We start from the raw sequence: 22699 nt of genomic DNA, 5'->3' as shown, positions 1-22699 counted from the left end.
AGCGACCGGCGCGGAGTCGCCACGTGACAGGCGCCGTCGCCGCGGTGGACCTCGGAGCCACCAGCGGGCGCGTCATGATCGGCCGGGTCGGCCCGGGAGTCCTCACCCTCGAGGCGGTCGCGCGCTTCCCGAACGGACCCGTCGAGCGCCCGGACGGGTGGCACTGGGACTTCGACTCTCTCTTCGGTCATGTCGTGGCTGGGCTGGCGGATGCCGTGCGCACCGAGCCGGGCGTGGCCAGCGTCGGCATCGACTCGTGGGCGGTGGACTACGGATTGCTGCGCGGCACGCAGCTCCTGGCCGAGCCGTTCCACTATCGCGACGGACGCACAGCGGCCGGCGTGGCGGCGGTGCATGCCCGGGTGCCGTTCGCGGACCTGTACCGCCGGAACGGCCTGCAGCACCTGCCCTTCAACACGCTCTACCAGTACGCGGTCGAGGCGCGCCTGTCCGAGGCGGAGACGAGCCTTCTCATTCCGGACCTCTTTGCCTACCTGCTGACGGGGCGGGCCGTGGCCGAGCGGACGAACGCCTCCACGACCGGCCTTCTGGACGTGCGCACGCGCGAGTGGGACTTCGCCCTCGCGCAGCGCCTCAGCATCCCCGCTGCCCTGCTCCCGCCCCTGATCGACCCCGGCGCGGTCGTGGATTCGCTCACTCCCGCGCTCGCGGAACGGATCGGCGCGCCGCTCGACGTGATCGCCGTCGGATCGCACGACACCGCCTCCGCCGTGGTGGCAGTCCCCCTGTCGATGCCGAACGCCGCGTACATCTCCTGCGGCACGTGGGGGCTCGTGGGGCTGGAACTCGACGCCCCTATCGTGACGGAGGCCGCCCGCGAGGCGAACTTCACCAACGAAGGCGGCGTCGACGACCGCGTGCGGTTCCTGCACAACGTGACGGGGCTGTGGCTGCTGAGCGAGACCGTGCGGGCGTGGGAACAGGAGGACGGGGCATCCATCGACCTGCCGGCGCTCCTCGCTGCGGCGGCACGGGAGGGTGCTCCGCCCACGCTGTTCGACGCCAACGACCCGTCGCTGTCAGCTCCGGGCGAGATGCCGAGCCGCATCGGATCGGTGCTGCGTATGGCTGGCGGCCGGGTGCCCGAGGGGCGCGCGGCGTTCGCCCGCGTGATCGTCGAGAGCATCGCGGCGGCCTTCGCCGACGCCGTGCGGACGGCCGCTCGTCTGGCCGACCGGGAGGTCGACGTCATCCACATGGTCGGCGGCGGGTCGCTCAACGAGCTCCTCTGCCAGGCCACGGCTGATCGCGCCGGCGTTCCGGTGCTCGCCGGCCCGGTCGAGGCGACCGCCCTCGGCAACGTCCTGGTCCAGGCACGCGCGCATGGCTGGTTCGGCTCGGATGCTCCGCTCGAAACGTTGCGCGCGGCGGTCGCCGGCGCGTTCCGCCTCCGCCGGTACGACCCGCGCTGATCTTCGCGCGCGGGGCCGACACCGCCGGCTTCGGCTCTGGAGGCCCCGGAGGTCCCGGAGGTCCGCGGCGCCGGCGAGTCTCGCAGCGCACCGGATTCCGAGGGGATCCCGCGAATCGAGGATCGGAACGGCCATAGGCGTCCTCGATCCGCGAGATCTCCTCGATTTCGCGGCCGAGCGCCGCCCGATCCTGGGACACGGATGCTGACCACCCAGCCGTTGTGCCACCGGCCGCGACGCTCAGCGGGCCGCCCCGAACCCCGACACGGAGCGGGCCGCCCCCGAACCCGGACTCTGAGCGCACGGACGCGGAACCGCGACCCTGGACGGGCGACTCCGACGGGCAGGGCGCGGCCGGGATACGGAAGGGACGGAGCGAGACGGGGGGACCGGGGGTCAGCGACCAGGGATCGGCTGACGTCCGAACACTCCGCTGCGGGGTCTCGGCAGGCCGGCAACATCCACGGTCGGCCACCCCTCGTCGCGCGTAAGCACCTCGATGCCGCCGGTGCTCACCACCACGGTGTCTTCGATCTTGGCGCCCGGCGCCGAGGGGTTCCAGGCGAAGGCATGGGTCTCCTGCACGCGGTCCCGCGTGCGCGGAGTGGCCCGCGGGTCGCGACCGGCGTATCCCGTCGGACCACCCTGATGGTGGTTGCGCCACTCATCGGCCGCGAAGCCCGCCGCGGCATACCCCGCCGTTCCACGTGCGAAGACCTCATCGAGCGCCGCACCGGGGACGGTGGCGGCGAAGAATGCCGCCTCCACGTCCCGGATGCGGCGGTCACCTTCGTCGGCCGCAGCCGCCTCATCCTCCGTCGCTATCCAACGAGTCGCGTTCGCAATCAGTCCATGCCGTTTTCCGCATACGACGAGCATGGCGCGGTCACCGAGGCGCCCCGCTGTCGGAAGCGGGTGTCGGAATCCCAGACGCTCCACCCCGGCGACGAGCACCACGAGCGGGTCGATGCCCTCCCCGCGCAGCATGCCCGCCGCATCCGCCGCCAGCGCCTGCTCACTCTGAGCCGGGTCGGCGCGTGACAGCACGGTCGTGAGAACGCCGGCCGTCGCCGAACCGAGCTCGCGATACCGCTGCAGTTCGGCGGGCAGGAGGCTCGCCCGGATGCTGCGCAACTGGGCCGCGAAGGCCGACTCCCGCGCGCCCTCCACGGCCTCCGCGACGGGTTCGTCCCAGGGCACGCGCTTGATGCGGGCTGCGTCCTCGGGCAGCAGCTCCTCGGCGGCGAGGCGGTCGGCCTCGTTCGCGGCGACGTACAGCTCATCGCCGTGACGGCCCGCTCGGACGGCGAGTACGGGCGGGCCGGCGAGCGACACGTGGGTGCGCGCGCCCTCGAGGTACCAGGAAAGCGCCTCGTGCGAGGTCAGCACCACCGCATCCGCGTCCCGCTCGCGCAGCATCCGCTGCATCCGCTCCCGCTTTTGCGCGCGATCCTCGGCCGATCCGGTCACCGCACTCCCTCCGTCGCCGTCCATCCACTCGTGAAGCGTTTTCTCACGTTCGGCACCATTGTGCCGGTCAGTCTGGCAGAACCCCGGTCGCCCCTGGACATAATGGGTCCAGCCCAGCAAGCACAGATCGGAGGCGGGATGGTCCGCTCACCCGTCAAGTCAGCCACGATCGCCGACGTCGCACGTCAGGCGGGCGTCTCGCTCGCGACCGTTTCGCGGGTCATGAACGGCAACACCCAGGTGGATGCCGCGATGAGCGAACGCGTGCGTGCGGCCGCCGCGGACCTGAACTACCGCGCGAGTCCCCTGGCGCGGAGCCTCGTTCTCGGAAAGACGCAGACGGTGTCGGTCATCGTGCCCGATCTCGCCAACCCCACGTTCCAGGCGGTGCTGCGCGGCCTCAGCCGGGCCGCGGCCGCCGACGGTCACCACATCCTCATCGCGGATACGGCCGAACAGGTCAGCGAGGAGCGTGTGCTGGCCGTGGAGACGCGCCGCCGCACCGATGGCCTCATCCTCGTGGCGCCGCGCACCCCGGCGCCCGAACTGGCCGAGCTGGTGGCGGAGAACGCACCGGTCGTACTGGTCAACCGCGAGGCGTACGACGGTGTGCCCACGATCGCTGCCGACTACCGGGCGGCCCTCCGCGCGATCCTCGACGAGCTGTACAGGCAGGGGCACCGCCGGATGCTGTTCCTCTCCGGCATCGTCGTGAGCGCGTCCAACGCCGCTCGTGTGGCGGCTATCGAGGAGTTCACGACGGCGCATCCCGATACCCACATCGCCATCCGCCAGACGGGCGTCGACTTCGACGCAGGCTTTGACGCGGCCGACGCCGTGCTCGCCAGCGGTGCGAGCGCCGCCGTCGGGTTCAACGACCTCGTGGCGATGGGGCTCCTCAGCGCGCTGTCGGAGCGCGGTGTCCGGGTGCCGGAAGACATCTCGGTCACCGGCTTCGACGACATCCCTTTCGCGCGGTTCACCACGCCACCCCTGACGACGGCAGCCGTTCCCGCCGCCGACCTGGGCGCCGGCGCGTGGGAGGCGATGAGCGCGCTGCTCGGCGGAGCATCCGCCCCCGAGCGCCGGGTGCTGCAGGCGGATCTGGTCGTGCGGGGTTCGACCGGCCCCGCGCCGGCCTGAGGCGGGCGCATCTTCGGGCCCTGCCGCTCGCGTCTGTGCCGCCCGCCCGCCGCGCTTGCCGCCGGCCGGCCCGCTTCACATCCCGGCCGCGTTCCCAACTCAGGCCCAAACATGGGCGAGCCGCACGGGTCCCGCGTCATCACGCGAATCCTTCCGCGCGCCCTACCATCCGGCCTGAGTTACGCGCGAGCCATGGCGGAGAGTCGGGCCGGCACACGGGCGCCGCCCCGCCGTGACCACATGCTCGCGCACGCCAGGGCGCGGGCTCGCGCATGTCGGGGCGCGGGCTCGCCGAGGGGGTCGTCACGACCAAGATGCGTGGCCCTCTTGAGGCCCCCGGGGGCCTGCGTGCTACGCTGAGAAAACGTTTCCTGAGGAGTGACATGAGCCATCGCCGGTACGCCGTCGTCGGGGCCGGGCATCGCGCACAGATGTACATCGACGCCATTACCACCACCTACGCCGATCGCGCGGTGCTCGCCGCGATCTGCGAGCCGAACCCCGGCCGGGCGCAGTTCTACGCCGACGAAGTCGTGGGCCGCGGCGCTGCGGCGCCGAGCATCTGGAGTCCCGACCGGCTCGAGGAGATGATCACCGCCGAACGCATCGACCGCGTCATCATCACCGCCCGCGACGACCTGCACGCCGAACTGATCGTCCGTTCGCTGGAGGCGGGCGTCGACGTGGTGGTCGAGAAGCCGCTCACCATCGACGCCGCAAGCGCCGCGCGCATCGAGGACGCCGTCGAGCGCACGGGGCGCGACGTCGTCCTGACTTTCAACTACCGCTACTCCCCCCGCAACAGCGCGCTGCGCCAGGTCATCCGCGACGGCCTCATCGGCGAGGTCACGTCGGTGGACTTCTCCTGGATGCTGGACACCAAGCACGGCGCGGACTACTTCCGCCGTTGGCACCGCGAGAAGGAGCACTCCGGGGGACTTCTCGTCCACAAGGCCAGCCACCACTTCGATCTCGTCAACTGGTGGATCGGCGCCGCTCCGCGCCGCGTCTTCGCCTCCGGCGGTCTGCGGTTCTACGGGGCGGACAACGCTGCTGCGCGCGGCATCGGACCGCGCCCCGAGCGCGGCACCCGCGACGGCGAGCACGACGGGTTCGAGCTCGACCTGCGCGACGATCCCCGCCTCAAGGCGCTGTACCTCGATGCCGAGCAGCACGACGGCTACCTCCGCGACCGTGATGTGTTCGGTCCCGGCATCACCATCGAAGACAACCTCGCGCTCGTGGTCGACTACGACTCCGGCGCGACGATGAGCTACTCGCTGAACGCGCACGCCCCGTGGGAGGGCTACCGCGTCGCGGTCAACGGCACGCTCGGTCGCGTCGAGCTCGAGGTCGTCGAACGCGGCGCGGTGCTCGCGGACGAAGGCCTCCACCCCGTGCTCGACCCCAGCGCCGTCGACGCGGGCGCCTCCGGATCGCTCCGCCCGGAGGGCGAGCGTCTCCTGCTGCAGCGCCATTGGACCGACGCCGTGGAGGTTCCGATCGAGAGCGGAGCGGGTGGACACGGCGGGGGCGACGCGCTCCTGCTCTCGGACGTGTTCGTCGGTCCCGGCGACGACCCGCTCGGCCGCCCCGCGGACTGGCGCGACGGAATGCGGTCGATCGCCGTGGGCATCGCCGGAAACCGCTCGCTCGAGACGGGCCTGCCCGTGCAGGTCTCCGACCTCGGCATCGCGCTCCTCTCGGCCGCACGCGCATGAGCCGGGTCGTCGTCACCGGCGGTGCCGGGCGGCTCGGGCGCAGCATCGTCGCGGGCCTGGGCGCCACCGGGCATGAGGTGGTCTCCTTCGACCGCGTGCGCTCGGACGCGGCGGAATTCGCCGACGCCGAGCAGGTGGCGATCGATCTCACCGACGCGGACGCCACGCACGCCGCCATCGCCGCCGCACGCCCCGACGCCCTCGTCCACCTCGCCGCCATCGCGGTGCCCTTCAGCGCACCCGAAGACGTCATCCTCCGCACCAACGCGCAACTGGCAGCGTCCGTGCTCGGCGGGGCCGTCGGCGCCGGCGTCACCCGTATCGTCGCCGCATCCAGCCCCACCGTCCTCGGGTACGGGGCACCCACCGGCTGGACGCCCGAGCGGTTGCCCCTGGATGAGGACCTCCCCGCCCTCCCCTGGAACGCGTACGCGCTGTCGAAGCACCTCATCGAGCAGGCACTGCGGATGCTGCGCCGTCAGACCGGCGACGGCACCAGGTTCGCCGCGTTCCGCCCCTGCTACGTCATCGCCCCCGAGGAGTGGGACGGCGCCCCGACCCAGCAGGGACACACGGTGCGCGAGCGATTGGACGACCCGGCGCTGTCGGCGCCCGCGATCTTCAACTACGTCGACGCCCGGGATGCCGCGGACTTCGTGAACACGCTCCTGTCGGCCCTCCCCGAGATCCCCAATGCCGAGGTGTTCTTCGTCGGCGCGGACGACGCACTCGCGCGCGAGCCTCTCGCCGACCTCGTGCCGCGGTTCTACCCCGGCACGGAAGAGCTCGCCGCGGGCCTCACCGGCACAGCACCGGCTTTCTCCACCGCCAAGGCGCGCCGGCTCCTCGGCTGGCGTCCCCAGCACGACTGGCGCACCGAACTGGCCGGCGCCACCGTCGATGCCCCCCGACACGCTCGAAAGGACGACGCCACATGGACTTCGACGGCATCCTCTTCTTCCCCGTAACCCCGTTCGACGCGCAGGGACGAGTCGACACCGACCTGCTGGCACAGCACGTCGCCACGACGCTGGAGCACGGCCCCGGCGGCGTCTTCCCCGCCTGCGGCACCGGCGAGTTCCACGCGCTGTCGGCGACCGAGGCCGCGCAGGTGGTCGCCACCACCACCCGTGCCGTCGACGGCCGCGTCCCCGTCGTCGCCGGAGCCGGGGGTCCGCTCGGCCACGCCCTCGAGGTGGCCCGGGCCGCGGCCGAGGCCGGCGCCGACGCCCTCCTCGTGCTGCCGCCGTACCTCGTCGCGGGCACCCAGGCCGGTCTCGTCGCGTATGTGCAGGCCATCGCGGATGCGGCGCACCTCCCCGTCATCGTCTACCACCGTGCGACCGCCCAGTACACCGCCGACACCGTTCGTGCCCTCGCGGAGGACCCGCGGGTGGTCGGGTTCAAGGACGGCACCGGCGACATCGGTGTGGCACAGCAGATCGTCCGGGCCGTCGCCGACGCCGGACGCACCGACTTCGCGTTCTTCAACGGCCTGCTCACCGCCGAACTCACCCAGGCCGCGTACCGGGGTATCGGCATCCCGCTGTACTCGTCCGCCGCGTTCGCGATGGCCCCCGACATCGCCAACGCCTACTACCGTGCCTACGTCGACGGCGACGAGGCGCGGAGGCTCGCGTTGCTCGACGGTTTCTACACCCCCCTCGTGCGGCTGCGCGATGAGACTCCCGGTTTCGGCGTCTCGCTCATCAAGGCGGGGCTTCGGCTTTCCGGGCTGCCCGTCGGCGGCGTCCGGCCGCCGCTGGTCGACCCGACCCCCGACCAGGAGGAGCGCCTCGGGGCGATCCTGGAAGCGGGGCGCGCACTGCTGTGACCGCGATCGTCCGCTTCGAGGCGCACCCGATGCGCATCCCGCTCCGCCGCCCCTGGGGCACCGATGTGACGAGCATCGGCGTCGTCGCGACGCACGTCGTACGCGATGACGGCGCCGAGGGGTGGGGCTTCTCGTGGACGCCGCAGATCGGTCTCGAGGCGGTCACCGCGCTGCTGCAGCACGACATCGCCCGAGCGGCCCCGGGGCGGGATGCCGAGCCCGGCGCCGCGTGGCAGGGAATGTGGGAGCACCTCCACGAAGCGGGCGGCGGCGGGGTCACCACCATCGCCCTGGCGGGGCTCGACCTCGCGCTGTGGGATGCCGAGTCCCGGGCGCGCGGTCGGTCGGTGTCGGCGCTGATCGGGCGACGGCGCGACCGGCTGCGCGCCTACGGCAGCGGCGTGAACCTGCACTATTCCGCCACCGACCTGTGCGCGCAGGTGGAGCGGTGGATCGCCGCCGGGTTCGACGCGGTCAAGGTCAAAGTGGGAAAACCCGACCTCGCCGAAGACGTCGACCGCGTGGCCGCGGTGCGCGGCCTTCTCGGGCCGGGCCGCGCCCTCATGATCGACGCGAACCAGCGGTGGGACCTCGACCGTGCCACCACCGCGATGGAGGCCCTCGCCGCCTTCCACCCCGCCTGGATCGAGGAGCCGCTGCGCGCCGACGACCTCCCCGGTCACGCCGAACTGGCCGCGCGCATCCCCGTGCCGATCGCGGTCGGCGAGAACCTGCACACCGCCTACCGTTTCGCGGAGTTCCTCGACGCCGGAGCGGCGCACATCGTGCAGCCGAACATCGTGCGGGTGGGAGGCATCACGCCGTTCCTGCGCATCGCCCGCATCGCCGAGGAGCACGGCGCGGCGCTGCATCCGCACCTTCTTCCCGAGCTGTCCGGCCAGCTGGCCCTCACCCTTCCCGGAGACCCGCTGGTCGAGGATGTCGAGGACGCCGATTTCGGTGCACTCGGGGCGCTCGATGGCATCAGCCCCGGCCGCATCGCCGACGGCGAGTTCACCGAGGTCGAGCATGTCGGCCTCGGCCTCCGTTTCCTTCCCCCTGGAGAGGACCCCTCATGACCACCACCACGGAACAGCTCGAGCGCGTCGCATCCGCCGCCGCCGCGGCAGCGCCGGTCTGGCGTACGTCCACCGCATCCGAGCGCGCGTCGTGGCTCCGCGCCGCCGCCGACGCGCTGGATGCCGCGCACGACGAGATCGTCGCGATCGCCGACGAGGAGACGCGGCTCGGGGCCGGACGGCTGAGCGGCGAGGTGGCCCGCACGACGGGACAGCTGCGCCTGTTCGCGTCGGTGGTGGAGGAGGGGTCGTACCTCGAACTGACCGTCGATGACGCCGACCCCTCGGCCACGCCGCCGCGTCCGGAGCTCCGCCGGATGCTCGTGCCGGTGGGGCCAGTCGCCGTGTTCTCGGCGTCGAACTTCCCGTTCGCGTTCTCCGTCGCCGGGGGCGACACCGCCTCGGCCCTGGCCGCCGGCTGCCCCGTGATCGTCAAGGCCCACTCCGGACACCCCCGCCTGTCGGCGCGCACCGCCGAGATCCTCGCGCAGGCCCTCACCGCCGCCGGCGCGCCGGAGGGTTCGATCGCCCTCGTGGAAGGCCGGGAGGCGGGCAACGCGCTCGTGCAGCATCCCGTCATCCGCGCCGCAGGGTTCACCGGATCGCTCTCGGGCGGGCGGGCGCTGTTGGACCTCGCATCCGGACGGCCCGACCCCATCCCGTTCTACGGCGAGCTCGGCAGCGTCAATCCGGTCGTCATCACCTCCGCCGCGATCGCCGCGCGGGGCGACGAGCTCGCCCGCGGCCTCGCCGCATCCTTCACCCTGGGCGTCGGGCAGTTCTGCACCAAGCCCGGCGTGGTCTTCATTCCGCGGAGCACGGGATTCGAGGATGCGGTGGCCCGCGGCGCCGCGGACGCCTCGGGCGGCCCGCTCCTGACCGACCGCATCACCGCCGCCTTCCCCGCGGGGGTGGCGCACCTGTCATCGGATCCATCGGTCGAGGTGCTCTTCGGGCAGGCCGAGGAGGGAGCATCCATCGCCACGCCCGTCGTGCTGGCGACGACCGCTGAGGCGGTTGCCGAGCGCCCCGACACCCTGCTCGAGGAATGCTTCGGGCCGGTGACGCTCCTGATCCGCTACGACGGCGACGACGACCTGCGCCGCGCCCTCGAAGCCGTCGAGGGCGCGCTGACGGCGACGCTGCACAGCGAGCCCGGCGACGACGTGGACGCCGTGCTCGAGATCCTGCAGCAGCGCGCCGGCCGCGTGCTCTTCGCCGGATGGCCGACGGGAGTCGCCGTGACCTGGTCGCAGCAGCACGGCGGCCCGTGGCCGGCGACCACGTCCCTCCACACGTCGGTGGGCGCCACCGCCATCCGCCGGTTCCTCCGCCCCCTGGTCTTCCAGGATGCTCCGGAGCGGCTCCTGCCGCCCGTGCTGCGCGACGATGCCCTCGCCGCGCTGCCGCACCGCCGCAACGGCGTCCTCCGCGCCTGACCTTCCCCGCACCCTCCCCGAGAAACCACGTTCCGGACGAGAAACGGCGCGACGCGTCCTGTCTCGTCCGGAATGTCGTTTCTCGCGCAGTGGCGCGAGGGAGGGCGGGTCAGGCGGGGGGAAGGCAGGAGTCGCGCTCGATGAGCCTGACGTCCACGACCGCGGGGAGCGCCTCGGCGTCGGGCGCGGAGAGGCGCGACAGGACGCGCTCCGCGGCGAGACGGCCCAGCCGCTCGGGGTTCTGATCGATCACCGTGATGGCGGGCAGGAGCAGATCCGCGAGCGGGAAGTCGCCGAAGCCCACCAGGGGCAGAGGATGCTCGCGCTGCCCCCGGGCGAGCGCCATCGTCGTCCGAGCATTGGCCGAGAAGACCGCGGTGGCCGGGTCGGCGAGCCCGAACACGCGCGCGACGGCACTCTCGGCGTCCGTGGCGGTCGCGACGCTCCCGGCGACGAGCTCCTCGTCGACCTCGATCCCCGCATCGCGGAGTGCGGAGCGCCATCCGGCCAGGCGCGCCTGTTCGGTCGAGCGCTCCAGCACGTCACCGAGGTACGCGATGCGGCGGTGCCCATGCTCGACGAGGTGAGCGGTCGCCATGCGGGCGCCGCCCTCGTCGTCGGCGGTGAACGTGTCGGTGCGGAGGCCACGAGGTGCGCGGTCCACGCACACGATCGGCGTGGACTCCTGCCAGCGGTCGAGGTACGACTGGTCGTCGGCCACGGGCGCGACGATGAGCCCGGAGAGCTTCCGGCCGAGGAGCGACTCGATCGTGGCCCGTTCATCCGCGGGGTCATCGCCGAGGCTCGTGACGAGCGTGGACATCCCGGCCTGCCGGGCCACCGCATCCACCGCCCGGGCGATGGCGGCGAAGAACGGGTCCACGATGTCGGGGACGGCCACCCCGATCACCGACGAGCGCCCGGCCCGGAACGTCGTCGCCAGAACGTTGGGCACGTAGTTCAGCTCGCGCATCACTGCCTGCACGCGCTCCCGCGTGGCGGGAAGCACATGGGGATCGTCGTTGAAGACGCGCGAAACGGTCTTGGCGCTGACCCCGGCACGCGCGGCCACTTCTCGCATGGTCGTCACGCCGTCATCCTGCCATCCCGCGAGCGACCCTGCGGCGCGCCCTGCACAGGGCCGCGCTCACCGCCCGCCGCCGAAGCGCCGGGCCGGCGTGATCGGGTGTGCTCAGCGTCCGTCGACCACGTCGGCCAGTTCGCGAAGGCGCACCAGAGCGCGCGAGGTGAGAAGCTCCTCGCGGGTCTCTGCCGAGTACGACAGGCTGTCTTTCCACAGTGAGCGGCCGGCCATCGCTCCGGCAGCGCCGCCGGCCATGGCGGTGCGGACCTGGCCGATGAAGGTCTCATGGTCGACTCCGGCGGAGAGCACGGCCCACGGCACACCCAGGGCGGCGGCGGTGACCGCTGCGCACCCCTCGGCACTGCCGGGGTACTGGAGCTTGAGCACCTTCGCCCCGCAGGCCACGGCCAGCGCGGCACCGTCGGCGACCAGGCTCGGGAACGCGGCGGCGTACTCCTCGTCGCTCTCCCCCTCGAGCTGGTAGGTCAGCAGCTCGACGATGAGCAGCACCCCTTCGGCCTCGCACGCGGCAACGAGGTCGCGGATCTCGTCCGCGACGCGGGAATCCGCATCCTGTCGATCGGGGCGCACGTACCAGAGCATCTTCGCGACGTTCCCGCCGAGATCACGGACGGTCACCGCCGTGGCGCCGTCGACGAACTTGGTGAAGCGAAGGCCGTCGACCTCCTCGAAACCGGATGCGTCGAGCCCGACCACGAGCGCCGTGTCTCGCGCGAGCACGCCGTCGTCCACGATCGCGGGAAGGGCGACCTCGGGATCGAGCAGGATGGCGGGCGCGTGGTTGGCGAGGTGACGGACGAGGTCGGCCTTGACCTCGGCCAGTTCGGCCTTCGTGATCGCCGACGACCCGTTCGGGGCATCGAGGATCGCAGCCTTCATCCCGTTCCGCTGGTCGGCCGCCACGATCAACATGTGGCCGTCGGGCGTCGAGATCGCCTGCATGCCACGTCGCTCGGGTGTGGTCAGTGCGTTCATGCGCGTTTCCTTTTCGGTGAAGTCAAAACGACAAACCCCGGAAATTCAGCCATGACACCGGTGACTTGCGCTCCCCCTATGGTGCCTCTCCGGAGCCCCCGTGTCAATGCGGGAGGTGCTCGGCGGCCGCGGGCGTGGGGTCCGGAGCGTTGCCACCATCCGCGGCCGGCGGGTCAGGACGCGGGCTCGGACAGCGGTGTGGCCGGATCGGGGGTCGGCGTCACCGTCGGCGTGGGAGCGCCATCGATCCCGGGGAGGATCGTGCTGTTCTGCGCGACGGCGTGCGCACCCCAGGATGCCGCGCGTGCCACGGCCGACGCGAGTGGGTCCGACCCGCCCTCGCCGAGACCGACGAGAAAGCCGGCGAGCGAGGCATCCCCTGCGCCGGCGGTATTGCCCAGACGGACGGGTCTCGCGATCGCGTGCACGACCTGGTCGGGCGAGACGGCGAGCGCACCGTCGGCGCCCATGCTGATGTACGCCAGCCGCAAGCCGCGCCCGAGGAGCTCCCGTGCGGCGGCGACGACGTCGCCGATGGTCGACAGCGCGCGGCCGGTGAGTTCGGCGAGCTCGGCGGTGTTCGGCTTGATCAGATCGAGGTCGGGCGTGCGCTCGAGGAGGCGTGCCAGGCCCGCACCGCTGGTGTCGACGGCCACGCGGATGCCACGCTCCCGGGCACGGGCGAACAGCGAGGCGGGGTCGACGGGGTCGTCATCCACACCGGCGAGGCCGGGCAGCGTTCCGCAGAGCACCAGCCAGTCGCCCGCGCGGCCTTCGGCCACGGCGGTGTCGACCGCCCGCTCCCACGCGTCGGCCGGCAACGGCGGAGCGGGAGCGTTGACCTTGGTCGTGGCACCCGTGGAGTCGAGGATCGCGGTGTTGACGCGCGTCGCCCCGGGGATGGGCACGATACGCAGGAGCGGGGCCTGCGGCGACCGGCCGGCGAAGGCGAGGTCATCCTCTCCGAGCACGACGACGGCGGACGTGGGAACGCCGGCGAGGTCGATCGCGGCCGAGAGGTTCACGCCCTTCCCGCTGACTTCGCGGGTGTACCCGGAGGCGCGCACCAAGTCGCCCCGCTCGAAGCCGGCGACCACGTAGGTGGCGTCGATGGCCCCGGCGGGGGTGAGCGTCACGACCCGGGATGCCGTCACGATTCGGCCCCCGCCGACGGATCGCCGTGCGTGATGAGGCGCAGCATCCGGGCGACTTCCCCGGCGACCGCATCCCGCGCGGGCCGGACGTACGTGCGCGGGTCGACGACGGACGGGTCGGCGGCGAGCGCCGCTCGGACGGCACCCGTGAAGACGACGTTCAGGTGCGTGCCGATGTTGATCTTGCGCATTCCCGCCCGGATGGCGCCGTCGATGCCCGCGTCGGGCACCCCGCTCGATCCATGCAGCACCAGTGGTACCGGAAGGCGCGCGGCCAGGCGGGCGATCAGCCCCTCGTCCAGCGTCGCGGCGCGCTCGGTCATGGCATGGCTGCTGCCGACGGCCACCGCGAGGGCGTCGACCCCGGTCGCGGAGACGAAGGCCACCGCATCCTCGACATCCGTACGCACACCGGGCGTGTGCGCACCGCCTTTGCCGCCGATCTCCCCCAGCTCGGCCTCGACCCATGCGCCGGCGGCATGCGCGCGCTCGGCGACCGCACGGGTGCGGGTGACGTTCTCCGCGTCGGTCAGGTGCGCGCCGTCGAACATCACCGAGCGCACCCCGACGGCGAGCGCCGCATCCACGAGCTCCTCGTCGGTGGCGTGGTCCAGGTGCACGAGCACGGGGACACGGGCGGATGCCGCCAGCTGCAGCGCCGCGGATGCTGCGGGCACGAGTCCGCCGTGGAAACGCACGGCGTTCTCCGACAGCTGCAGCACGACGCCCACGCCCGCCCGCTCGGCGCCGGCGACGATCGCCTCCGCGAGTTCCAGCTGCACGAAGTTGAAGGCGCCGACGGCGCGGTGATCCTCGAGGAGCGCGGACATGTTCGTCAGCGTCATGCGCGGACGTCCCTTCGATAATCGACCGCGAAGACGCGGTCGGCGCGGTGCGCGGTGGTCTGCACCAGTTCGGCGTTGCGCTGATCGGTGCCGAGGGCCCACGCGCGAGCGGCGTCGGGGTCGCGGCCGTAGCTTTCGTGACGGGCGATCAGCCACCGCTGCCGCTCGGCCTCGTCGGGCTGGACGAACCAGACCTCGTCGAGACAGGGGCGCACCCGCTCCCATCCCCCGTCGGAAAGCAGGAGGTAGTTGCCCTCGGTGATCACGACCGGCACTTCGGGATCCACACGGACGGAACCGGCAATCGCCGCCTCGAGCCCACGATCGAACACCGGCACGTAGACGGGGCGGTCGCGCGCGCGGATGCGGTCGAGGGTGGCGACGTAGCCGTCCACGTCGAACGTGTCGGGCGCGCCCTTGCGGCCACTGCGGCCCAGGCGAGCCAGCTCCGCGTCGGCGAGGTGGAACGCATCCATTCCGACGAGCACCGCGTCCCTGCCCAGGGCGCTCAGCAGGGCGTCGGAGAGCACGCTCTTGCCCGCGCCGGGGGCACCGGTGATGCCGAGCACGATCCGCTCGGTGCCGGCGGCGAGCGCGCGCACCCGGGCCACGAGATCGTCGATCGCGACGGTCGGCACGCTCATGCGGGGCCCCCGGCCGAGTCCGGCGCCGCCGCGGCGGCCGCCGCGCCCGGTGCGACCGGCGGCACGTCGCTGAGGTCGAGCACGATCTTCGGACGGCTCGTCCGCCCGCCGGCCAGGATCTCGAGCGCCTCGGCCGCACGGTCGGCCGGCAGCACGGCGTCGATGATCGTGTCGGGACGCACCACACCGTCGGCGAGAAGCCGCACGGCCCGCGCGAGGAAGGGGATCCCGCCGAGGATGCCGGTGAGCTGGAGGCCCTTGACCACGACGGGCATCGCGTCGAAGCCCTCGGGGCGACCGGGGACGCCCACGAGCGCCACGCGCCCTGCCGGACGGGCGAGTCGCACCGCCAGACCGAGCGATCCGTCGCCGCCGGACGCTTCGATCACGGCGTCGTGGCGGTCCTCTTCCGCATCGGCGGTGCGGACGAAATCGGCGTCGCAGTCCCGCGCGCGCTCGGCCCGGTCACCGCGCGCGTACATCGTCACGCGCGCACCGGTCGCGCGGGCGACCTGGGCAGCCAGCATCCCGAGCGTTCCTGCACCGATGACCCCGAGTGATTCGCCCGCCTCCAGCCGCAGCGACGAGAGGGCGTGGAGCACGGTGACCAGCGGTTCGGCAAGCACGGCGGCGGACGGGTCGACGCCCGCGGGGACGACCGCGACATTCTCGACCGGGACCGCGACGTACTCCGCCAGGGCTCCCGGCGCATCGCCGCGCACCCCCATCTCGTCGCGCGTCGGGCACTGGTCGCGCCGCCCGGCTCGGCACAGCGCGCAGCGCCCGCAGCTGAGGAAGGGCTCGCCGACCACGCGATCACCGACCCGGACGTCGGTCACGTCATCCGTGACGGCGACCACGGTGCCGGACCACTCATGGCCCGGACGCATCGGGTAGCGGGTCAGGCCCGACTCCACGTAGCCCATCGATCCGTCCAGGAGGGCCAGGTCCGTGCCGCAGATGCCTGCGCGCTCCACACGGACGAGCACGGCGCCCTCCCGTTCCGGCGGGATCGGCACCTGTCGCCATTCCGCGACACCGGGCGCCGCGAAGACGAGAGCCGCCATGCCGCCAGTCGGCCACGCCATCAGATGTCCTGACCGGTCGGAAGGAGGACGAGGTCGCGGACGACGACGTGGGCGGGGCGGGTGAGCATGAACACGATCGCCTCGGCCACATCGGAGGACCGGATGCCGGTGCCGGCCGCGATGCGCTCCGCCTCCTCCGGCGAGTCGTGGGCGAACCCCCACAGCGGGTTGAGCACGACACCGGGCGCGATGGCTCCGATCCGCACGCCGGTGGCCGCCGTCTGGCGACGCACGGTGTGGACGAACGACTGCACGGCGTGCTTGCTGGCGGAGTACACCGGCTCCCACTCGATGTCCTGATGGCCCGACACGGAGCTCGTCACGAGGATGTCGCCGGAGCCCTGCGCGATCAGGTGCGGGAGCGCCGCCCGCACGAGCGTCATCACGCCGGTGACATTGGTGGCCACCAGCGCCGCGATGTCGTCCTGGGCGGCGTCGACGAGGTCGCCGCCGACGTAGATGCCGGCGTTCGGCAGCACGATGTCCAGGCGCCCGTGCCGCTGGAGGGTCGCTGCCACGACGCGATCCGCGGTGGTGGGGTCGGCCACATCCGCCACCAGAGTCGTCACGCGATCACCGAGGTCGGCCGCGAGATCGGCGAGCTTGTCCTCCGAGCGCGCGATGGCGACGACGTCAGCGCCCTCGGCCACGAGGGCGTGCGCGGTGGCCAGTCCGATCCCCGAGCTCGCGCCCGTGAGGAGCACCACCTTGTCCTGCAGCGTCGTCATCGGATCTCCTTCCCCGCGAGCAATGCTCGCCGGTATTTCTCGTCGGGTCGGCTGTCGATGCGTGCGACCTCCTCGGGCGGCATGAAGTGCACGCCCCCGACGGCCCCTGCCCCGAGGATCACGCGCGCGCACTTCTGCGCCATCGCGGTGATGCCGAGCACCTCGGCGCCGGTGGCACCCAGCGCGAACATCCCGTGATTGCGGAGGTAGATCGCCTTCGGTGGCTCCCCGTGCACGTCCCGATGCCGGCGCAGGAGCGCGCGGACTTCGCGGGCCAGCCGCACACCCGGGTCGATGTACGGCACGAGGAGCGGAGTGGCACCGAGCACCACGATCTGGTCGGGGAAGAGCGCGCCGTCCACGAGCAGCTCGGCCGAGCGCGAGCACAGCAGCGCGTTCACGCTCGTCGGGTGGCTGTGCGCGACGACCTGCGCGTCGGTGGCGTCGTACGCGACGACGTGCAGGAGCGCCTCGACCGAGGGCCGCCGACCCTCCCGGGCGGCGATGGCGGTGAACAGCGCGTCGACCTCGGCGTCGCCGGCACGGTCGTCGCCGATGACGGCGAGAGCCTCGGCGAAATCCATGCGCACGAAGTCCTCCGCTTTCGCGTCGCCGAGGACAGCGCCGCTCGCCTTGACGAGCATGCTCTCACCCACGCGGACGGAGGTGTTGCCCTCGCCCAGCAGGGCGGCGTCGGCCGCAGGATCCCCCAGCCGGCGCGACAGGTCGACGACGGTTTCGCGGGCGTGGTCGGTCATGAATCTCCTTGGGACGGGAACGCGGATGACGCGACGGCCGTCGCGGCCGATCGGCGGGTAGCGGGGAAGAGACGTGGCGACGGCTCGCCGTCGTCCACGTCCATACGGCGCGCGGCAGTGAGGTCGGGCACGATTCCGGCGGCGACAGCGAGCTGCAGCAGCAGCCCCCGCACGGACGCCTCCGCGGGTCCCGCGGTCACCGGCAGGCCCGCGGCGCTGGCCGTCAACGAGCCCAGCAGCTCACCGCGGGAACCCCCTCCGACAAGGCGCAGGGCGGTCACGGGGCGACCGGTGACCTGGGCGATGTCGGTCATGGTGCTCGCATACGCGCGGGCGAGACTCACGAGGATGGCGCGAACGAGGTCGGCCCGCGTAGACGGGGGCGCTCCGGCATCTGCAGCGCACCGCGCCGTCAGGCGACCGATGAGCCCGCCCGGCGCCTGCAGAGCGGTGTCGGCGGGATCGAAGCATCCGGCGTAATCGGAATCGGCGGCGTCTGCGAGCAGCCGGTCCAGGTGCGGGAGGGGCGCGTCGCCTGCACCATCCTGCTCCGCCCACTCCCGCGTGACCTGCTGCAGGAGCCACATGCCGCTGAGGTTTCGAACGAGAAGCGTCGCCCCTTCCGCGCCGGTCTCCTGCGTGAACCCGCGTGTCCGCGCCGCCTCGGTGAGCACCGGTGCGGGCAGCGCGACGCCCGCCACCGCCCAGCTGCCGCACGCCACCACACCGGTGAGGTCTGCGCCGTCGTCCGGGGAGACCACGGCAGCGAAGGCCGCCGCGGTATCGTGCGCCGTGACGTGCCACACCGGGACGGGCTCGGGAGCGCCGATCCGCGTCGTGACCTCGGCGGTCGTGTGCCCCGCCGATTGCCCGGCGGTCACCAGCGGGGGCAGTGTGGCGGGAAGGCCCGCAGCGAGCCCGGCCGACCAATCGTCCGGGGTGCGAGCGACCAGCGCCGTGGTGGAGGCCAGAGAACGCTCGGCGGCGACCGTGCCGGTGAGGAAGAAGACGAAGGCGTCGGCGACGAGGAGGATCGTGTCCTCCGGCGCCCCGATGCCGTCGCGGGCATCCTGGCGCAGCTGATGCGCGGTGTTGATCGCCTGGTCCAGGACGCCGGTCACGGCGTAATCCGCCGCGACGTCGCGCTCTGCGGATCCCCCCGCCGCGAACGCCGCATCGACGTCGCGGTGATGGCGGGAGAAGGGCCGGACCGTGCCGTCCGGGCGCACGCGGATGTAGTCCACGCCCCACGAATCGATGCCGATGCCCCGGATCTCGGCGCCGAGGGATGCGGCAGCCCGGCAGCCGTCGGCGAGTCCATCGAGGACGCCCTCGCGGAGGGCCTCGAGGTCCCAGCCGAGGCCCTCGGGGAACGCCGCGGGACGGTTGGCGAATCGGGCGACCTCGCTGACCGCCATCCGCCGGTGTTCCCCATCGAGGACGCCGAGCATCACCCGCCCGCTGGACGAACCCAGATCGACGGCGAGAAAGGCGGCGGACGTCGTCGCAGACATGCTCAGATGGCGGTGTAGCCGCCGTCGATCACGAGCGTCTGCCCGGTGAGATACGACGAGGCCGACGAGGCGAGAAGGAGAACGAGGCCGTCGAGGTCCGCGGGCTCGCCCATGCGGCCGGCGGGGATCGCGGAGACCCACTGGGCTGCCAGGTCGGGGTTCGCCTCGGTGAACTGACGCGTCATGTCGGACAGGATGTAGCCCGGCGCGATCGCGTTGACGCGCAGCGCCGGCGCCCACTCCACGGCGAGCGACTTGGTGAGCTGGTCGACCGCAGCCTTGGAGGCGTTGTACGACGCCTGGCGCTGCGGGACGTTGACGATGCGGCCCGACATGGAGGAGATGAGGATGGCCGATCCCTCCCGGCCTTCGGCCAGCAGCGGACGAGCGAAGGCCTGGGTGCTGTAGAACGTGCCGCTGAGGTTGACGTCGATCACCTTCCGCCAGGTGGCCGGCTCGACCTCGGCCGAGTCGCCCCAGATCGTGATGCCGGCGGCGGTGATGAGGATGTCGGCGACACCCAGGCGCTCCTGCACGCGGGCGAACGCTGCATCCACCGACGCCGCGTCGGTGACGTCGACGACGGCCGACGCCGTCTGCACCGCGTAGTCGTCGGCGAGCTGTTCGGCCGAGTCCGCGACCTCGGGCAGGAGATCGAGCAGGCCGATGTGCACGCCCTGGCGCGCGAGGGCGGAGGCGAGCGAGTAGCCGATGCCTCGGGCGCCGCCGGTGATGACAGCCGTGCGTCCGGCCAGGTCGGGGAAGTTCATGTTGCTCCGTAGGTGGTGCTGCGCGCAGAAGATGCCGTGGCGGCCGGAGCGGAAGGCTCCGGCCGCCACGACCGGATCAGCAGGAGGAAACGTAAGCGGCTTCGCCGCCCTCGCCGTCGATGTTGTCCTCGGTGATGATGGTGAAGCCCGTCTCGATCTTCTCCTCGGTCTCCTCACCGTCCAGAGCCGCGATCGCCTGCTCGACGCCGTCCTTGCCGATGGTGGCGGGCTCCTGCGCGACGAGCGCCTGCACGATGCCACCCCGGAGCTGCTCGACCTGGGCGGGACCAGCGTCGAAGCCGACGATGGTGACGTCACCGGTCTTGCCGGCCTGCTGCACACCGGTGGCGGTGCCCTCGGCGGCGAACAGGTTGGCCGCGAAGATGCCGACGATGTCGGGGTCCTTCTGCAGCGCCGCCGTCACGATCTCTGCCGCGGTGGCCGGCTCGTTGTGGCTGTACTGGATGCCGAGGAACTCGAAGTTCTCGTCTTCCGCGACCGCCTGCTCGAAGCCTTCCGCGCGAGCGTCGGACGTCGAGATGCCCGGGTCGATCGAGACGACGAGCACCTTGCCACCCTCGGGGTGCGCCTCCTTGATGGCGTCGAAAGCGGCAGCTCCACCGCCGACGTTGTCGCTGGAGATCTGCGATACCGCCATCGAGGGGTCCTCGAGCGTGGTGTCGACGAGGACGACCTTGATGCCGGCGTCGGCGGCGGCCTGGATGGGCGCTGCCATCGCGGTCACGTCGGTGGGCGCGACCAGCAGCGCGTCGGGCTTGGAGGCCACGACGGAGTCCACGAGCGGCTTCTGCAGCGTCGGGTCGAACTTCTCCGGGCCCTGCACGGTGACGGTGGCACCGGCGGCCTCGGCCGCCTCCTTGATGCCGCACTCCATCGAGATGTAGAACTCGTCGCCGGCGACGCCCTGAACGAAGGCGATGCTGTAGCCCTCGTCCGAGTCGCCTCCGCCGGAGCCGCCGGCGTTTCCGCCGCCTGACGAACATCCCGCGAGCATGAGCGCGGCGGATGCGCCGAAGACAGCGATGCCGAGACCTTTCTTACTCCACTTCATTGTGATCAACCGTTTCTCTTGTGGTGGGTGGTGTCAGTCGCCGCGGTCACCCGCGTCGACCTCCGCTGACGAACTTGCGCCAGAGGCTTTGGGTGTTGCCCCGCATCGCTGCGGAGCGGCGGGCCTGGTCGATGTAGACCGCCGTGATGAGGACGGCGCCGACGGCGACCTGCTGCCAGAAGGGCTGCACGCCGGTGATGACGAATCCGTTCTGCAGCACGGCGGGGATGAACAGACCCACGACCGTGCCGAAGATCGTGCCGATGCCGCCGAACAGCGACGTGCCACCGATGACGACCGCGGCGATGACGTTCAGGTTGGTCTGCGACTGTCCTGCGATCGCCGTGGTGGAGAACTGCGAGAGCGACAGGATGCCCGCGAAGCCGGCGAGGCCGCCCGAGAGGGTGTAGATGGCGATGAGCTGGCGGTCGACCTTCACACCCACGCGCCGTGCCGCGATCTCGCTCGAGCCCACCGCGAAGGTGTGGAGGCCGAAGCGGGTGTAGTGCAGGATGATCGCGCCGATGATGATGAGCACGAGTGCGATGACGGAGATCGTGGGAATGGTGCCCAGGATGTTCCCGTAGCCGATCGAGGTCGTCAGGACCGTCGGCACCTGGCGGATGTCGACACCGCCGGTGAGGATCTGCGAGAAGCCCAGCGCCATCCCGAGGGATCCCAGCGTGACGATCAGCGGCGGGATCTTGCCCTTGGCGATGAGGAAGCCGTTGAACAGTCCCCACGCGACCCCCGAGGCGATCGCGACGAGGATGCCCACGATCGCGACGCCCCATCCCTGCCCGCCCATGGCACGCATGACCATGGCCGACACGACCCCGGAGAACACCAGGACCGAACCGACCGAGAGGTCGATGCCGGACGTGATGATGACGAAGGTCATCCCGATTCCCAGCACGGCCAGGATGGAGGCGTTCTGGATGATGAGGCGGAAGTTCGACCACTGCGCGAACGTGTCCGGCGCGAGGGCGCTGAAGATGGCGACGATCACCAGGAGCACCAGCAGAATCTGGAACGCCTGCGCCTTGAGGAGGTGCTTGAGGAAGCTCTCCTTCGGTTCGGCGGTGCCGATGGCCATGGTCTCCGTCGGCGGACTGGACGTGCTCATCGGTTCCCCTCCTTCGTGATCGCGCCGGTCATGAGACCGACGAGCTCCTCCATTGATGTGCTCTTGGCATCCAGGACCGCGGCGCGGGTGCCCAGTCGGAGCACCTGAATGCGGTCGGCGACCTCCATGACGTGCGGCATCGAGTGGCTGATGAGCACGACGGCGATGCCCTTGTCGCGGACACGACGGATGGTGTCGAGCACGTTCTGGGTCTGGCGCACGCCCAGCGCCGCGGTCGGCTCGTCGAGGAACACCAGGCGGTTGGCCCAGTGCACCGCGCGAGCGATCGCGATCGCCTGACGCTGCCCGCCCGACATCTCGCCGACGGGCGAGGTGAGCGAGCGGACGGTCGCCCCGAGATCGGCGAAGGCCGCGCGGGACTGATCGCGCATCTCTTTGGTCTTCATGAAGCCGAAGGCGCCGCCGATGCCCGACGCCGGCAGCTCGCGGCCCAGGTACATGTTCTGCACGGGGTCGAGGTGGGGGGCGAGGGCGAGGTCCTGGTACACCGTCTCGATCCCCAGCGCGCTGGCCTGGGAGGGGGAGGTGAGTTCGATCGGTTCGCCGTCGAACTTGATCGTGCCGCTGTCCACGGCGAGGTTGCCGGAGAGGGCCTTGACGAGGGTGGACTTTCCGGCGCCGTTGTCACCGATCAGTGCGGTGACTTCGCCGGGGTACACCTCGAAATCGGCCTCGTTGAGCGCGCGGACGTGTCCGAACTGGCGGGACAGTCCCCGTGCCTCGAGTACTGGGGTGGGCATCTCAGCTCCTTTCTCTGCGGTGGGTGATGTGCTGGTTGTT

General features: G+C 71.8%; 21 protein-coding genes. 7 read left to right on the top strand and 14 right to left on the bottom strand.

The annotated features are described in order from the left end of the window. Positions 1 to 23 precede the first annotated feature (23 nt). Positions 24 to 1433, top strand: coding sequence for a rhamnulokinase (locus AC4FS1_RS13575; RefSeq protein WP_491155978.1), 1410 nt, complete (start codon positions 24 to 26; stop codon positions 1431 to 1433). A 396-nt stretch (positions 1434 to 1829) separates the two neighbouring features. On the opposite strand, the gene AC4FS1_RS13570 is transcribed toward AC4FS1_RS13575, so the two are convergent. Then, entirely contained in the window at positions 1830 to 2903 is a 1074-nt protein-coding gene (locus AC4FS1_RS13570; protein WP_491155975.1) for a M24 family metallopeptidase, read from the bottom strand. Positions 2904 to 3041: 138 nt separating this feature from the next. On the opposite strand from AC4FS1_RS13570, the gene AC4FS1_RS13565 reads away from it, so the two are divergent. The 6 genes from AC4FS1_RS13565 (at position 3042) to AC4FS1_RS13540 (ending at position 10119) form a co-directional block, all read left to right on the top strand. Next, positions 3042 to 4046: a LacI family DNA-binding transcriptional regulator gene (locus AC4FS1_RS13565; protein WP_491155973.1), complete on the top strand. Its 1005-nt coding sequence runs from the start codon at positions 3042 to 3044 to the stop codon at positions 4044 to 4046. Positions 4047 to 4429: 383 nt separating this feature from the next. Continuing rightward, positions 4430 to 5767, top strand: coding sequence for a Gfo/Idh/MocA family protein (locus tag AC4FS1_RS13560; protein WP_491155971.1), 1338 nt, complete (start codon positions 4430 to 4432; stop codon positions 5765 to 5767). Then, the gene (locus AC4FS1_RS13555; RefSeq protein WP_491155969.1) at positions 5764 to 6735 is read left to right on the top strand and encodes an NAD-dependent epimerase/dehydratase family protein; all 972 of its coding nucleotides are present in this window, start codon (positions 5764 to 5766) and stop codon (positions 6733 to 6735) included. The genes AC4FS1_RS13560 and AC4FS1_RS13555 overlap by 4 nt, the downstream gene beginning before the upstream one ends. Continuing rightward, complete coding sequence (locus tag AC4FS1_RS13550) at positions 6702 to 7601, top strand: 5-dehydro-4-deoxyglucarate dehydratase (protein ID WP_491155968.1); 900 nt, start codon at positions 6702 to 6704, stop codon at positions 7599 to 7601. The genes AC4FS1_RS13555 and AC4FS1_RS13550 overlap by 34 nt, the downstream gene beginning before the upstream one ends. Further along, positions 7598 to 8680 carry a mandelate racemase/muconate lactonizing enzyme family protein gene (locus AC4FS1_RS13545; protein WP_491155967.1) on the top strand — a complete coding sequence of 361 codons (1083 nt, stop codon included), beginning with the start codon at positions 7598 to 7600 and terminating at the stop codon, positions 8678 to 8680. Before AC4FS1_RS13550 ends, AC4FS1_RS13545 begins: the two co-directional genes overlap by 4 nt. Beyond that, positions 8677 to 10119 carry an aldehyde dehydrogenase (NADP(+)) gene (locus tag AC4FS1_RS13540; protein ID WP_491155965.1) on the top strand — a complete coding sequence of 481 codons (1443 nt, stop codon included), beginning with the start codon at positions 8677 to 8679 and terminating at the stop codon, positions 10117 to 10119. The genes AC4FS1_RS13545 and AC4FS1_RS13540 overlap by 4 nt, the downstream gene beginning before the upstream one ends. A 109-nt stretch (positions 10120 to 10228) precedes the next feature. Here AC4FS1_RS13540 and AC4FS1_RS13535 read toward each other — a convergent pair whose 3' ends face one another. The 13 genes from AC4FS1_RS13535 to AC4FS1_RS13475 all read right to left on the bottom strand — a co-directional run bounded on the left by AC4FS1_RS13535 (position 10229) and on the right by AC4FS1_RS13475 (position 22659). Beyond that, on the bottom strand, positions 10229 to 11200 hold the full coding sequence (locus AC4FS1_RS13535; RefSeq protein ID WP_491156771.1) for a LacI family DNA-binding transcriptional regulator: 972 nt from the start codon (positions 11198 to 11200) through the stop codon (positions 10229 to 10231). A gap of 111 nt (positions 11201 to 11311) precedes the next feature. Next, the gene (locus AC4FS1_RS13530) at positions 11312 to 12199 is read right to left on the bottom strand and encodes a hypothetical protein (protein WP_491155963.1); all 888 of its coding nucleotides are present in this window, start codon (positions 12197 to 12199) and stop codon (positions 11312 to 11314) included. 173 nt (positions 12200 to 12372) lie between these two features. Continuing rightward, positions 12373 to 13353, bottom strand: a complete 981-nt coding sequence (locus tag AC4FS1_RS13525) for a 1-phosphofructokinase family hexose kinase (protein ID WP_491155961.1) — start codon at positions 13351 to 13353, stop codon at positions 12373 to 12375. After that, on the bottom strand, positions 13350 to 14198 hold the full coding sequence (locus AC4FS1_RS13520; RefSeq protein WP_491155959.1) for a class II fructose-bisphosphate aldolase: 849 nt from the start codon (positions 14196 to 14198) through the stop codon (positions 13350 to 13352). The genes AC4FS1_RS13525 and AC4FS1_RS13520 overlap by 4 nt, the downstream gene beginning before the upstream one ends. Then, on the bottom strand, positions 14195 to 14842 hold the full coding sequence (locus tag AC4FS1_RS13515) for a nucleoside/nucleotide kinase family protein (protein WP_491155957.1): 648 nt from the start codon (positions 14840 to 14842) through the stop codon (positions 14195 to 14197). The genes AC4FS1_RS13520 and AC4FS1_RS13515 overlap by 4 nt, the downstream gene beginning before the upstream one ends. Continuing rightward, positions 14839 to 15930 carry a zinc-dependent alcohol dehydrogenase gene (locus AC4FS1_RS13510; RefSeq protein ID WP_491155956.1) on the bottom strand — a complete coding sequence of 364 codons (1092 nt, stop codon included), beginning with the start codon at positions 15928 to 15930 and terminating at the stop codon, positions 14839 to 14841. The genes AC4FS1_RS13515 and AC4FS1_RS13510 overlap by 4 nt, the downstream gene beginning before the upstream one ends. Continuing rightward, positions 15930 to 16658 carry an SDR family oxidoreductase gene (locus tag AC4FS1_RS13505; RefSeq protein WP_491155954.1) on the bottom strand — a complete coding sequence of 243 codons (729 nt, stop codon included), beginning with the start codon at positions 16656 to 16658 and terminating at the stop codon, positions 15930 to 15932. The genes AC4FS1_RS13510 and AC4FS1_RS13505 overlap by 1 nt, the downstream gene beginning before the upstream one ends. Beyond that, positions 16655 to 17416, bottom strand: a complete 762-nt coding sequence (locus AC4FS1_RS13500) for a class II aldolase/adducin family protein (RefSeq protein WP_491155952.1) — start codon at positions 17414 to 17416, stop codon at positions 16655 to 16657. Before AC4FS1_RS13500 ends, AC4FS1_RS13505 begins: the two co-directional genes overlap by 4 nt. Next, positions 17413 to 18930: a rhamnulokinase gene (locus AC4FS1_RS13495; RefSeq protein ID WP_491155950.1), complete on the bottom strand. Its 1518-nt coding sequence runs from the start codon at positions 18928 to 18930 to the stop codon at positions 17413 to 17415. Before AC4FS1_RS13495 ends, AC4FS1_RS13500 begins: the two co-directional genes overlap by 4 nt. 2 nt (positions 18931 to 18932) lie before the next feature. Further along, a complete protein-coding gene (locus AC4FS1_RS13490; protein ID WP_491155948.1) occupies positions 18933 to 19769 on the bottom strand; it encodes an SDR family oxidoreductase in 837 nt (278 codons plus the stop codon). A gap of 7 nt (positions 19770 to 19776) precedes the next feature. After that, positions 19777 to 20772, bottom strand: coding sequence for an ABC transporter substrate-binding protein (locus tag AC4FS1_RS13485; protein WP_491155946.1), 996 nt, complete (start codon positions 20770 to 20772; stop codon positions 19777 to 19779). A 46-nt stretch (positions 20773 to 20818) separates the two neighbouring features. After that, positions 20819 to 21898, bottom strand: coding sequence for an ABC transporter permease (locus tag AC4FS1_RS13480; protein WP_491155943.1), 1080 nt, complete (start codon positions 21896 to 21898; stop codon positions 20819 to 20821). Further along, positions 21895 to 22659, bottom strand: coding sequence for an ATP-binding cassette domain-containing protein (locus AC4FS1_RS13475; protein ID WP_491155941.1), 765 nt, complete (start codon positions 22657 to 22659; stop codon positions 21895 to 21897). The genes AC4FS1_RS13480 and AC4FS1_RS13475 overlap by 4 nt, the downstream gene beginning before the upstream one ends. Between the last annotated feature and the right edge of the window lie 40 nt (positions 22660 to 22699).

It is taken from the genome of Microbacterium sp. Z12_35 (assembly GCF_058310475.1).
The sequence above is the reverse complement of the archived record's forward strand: the minus strand, read 5'-3'. Positions and strand labels throughout refer to the sequence as shown.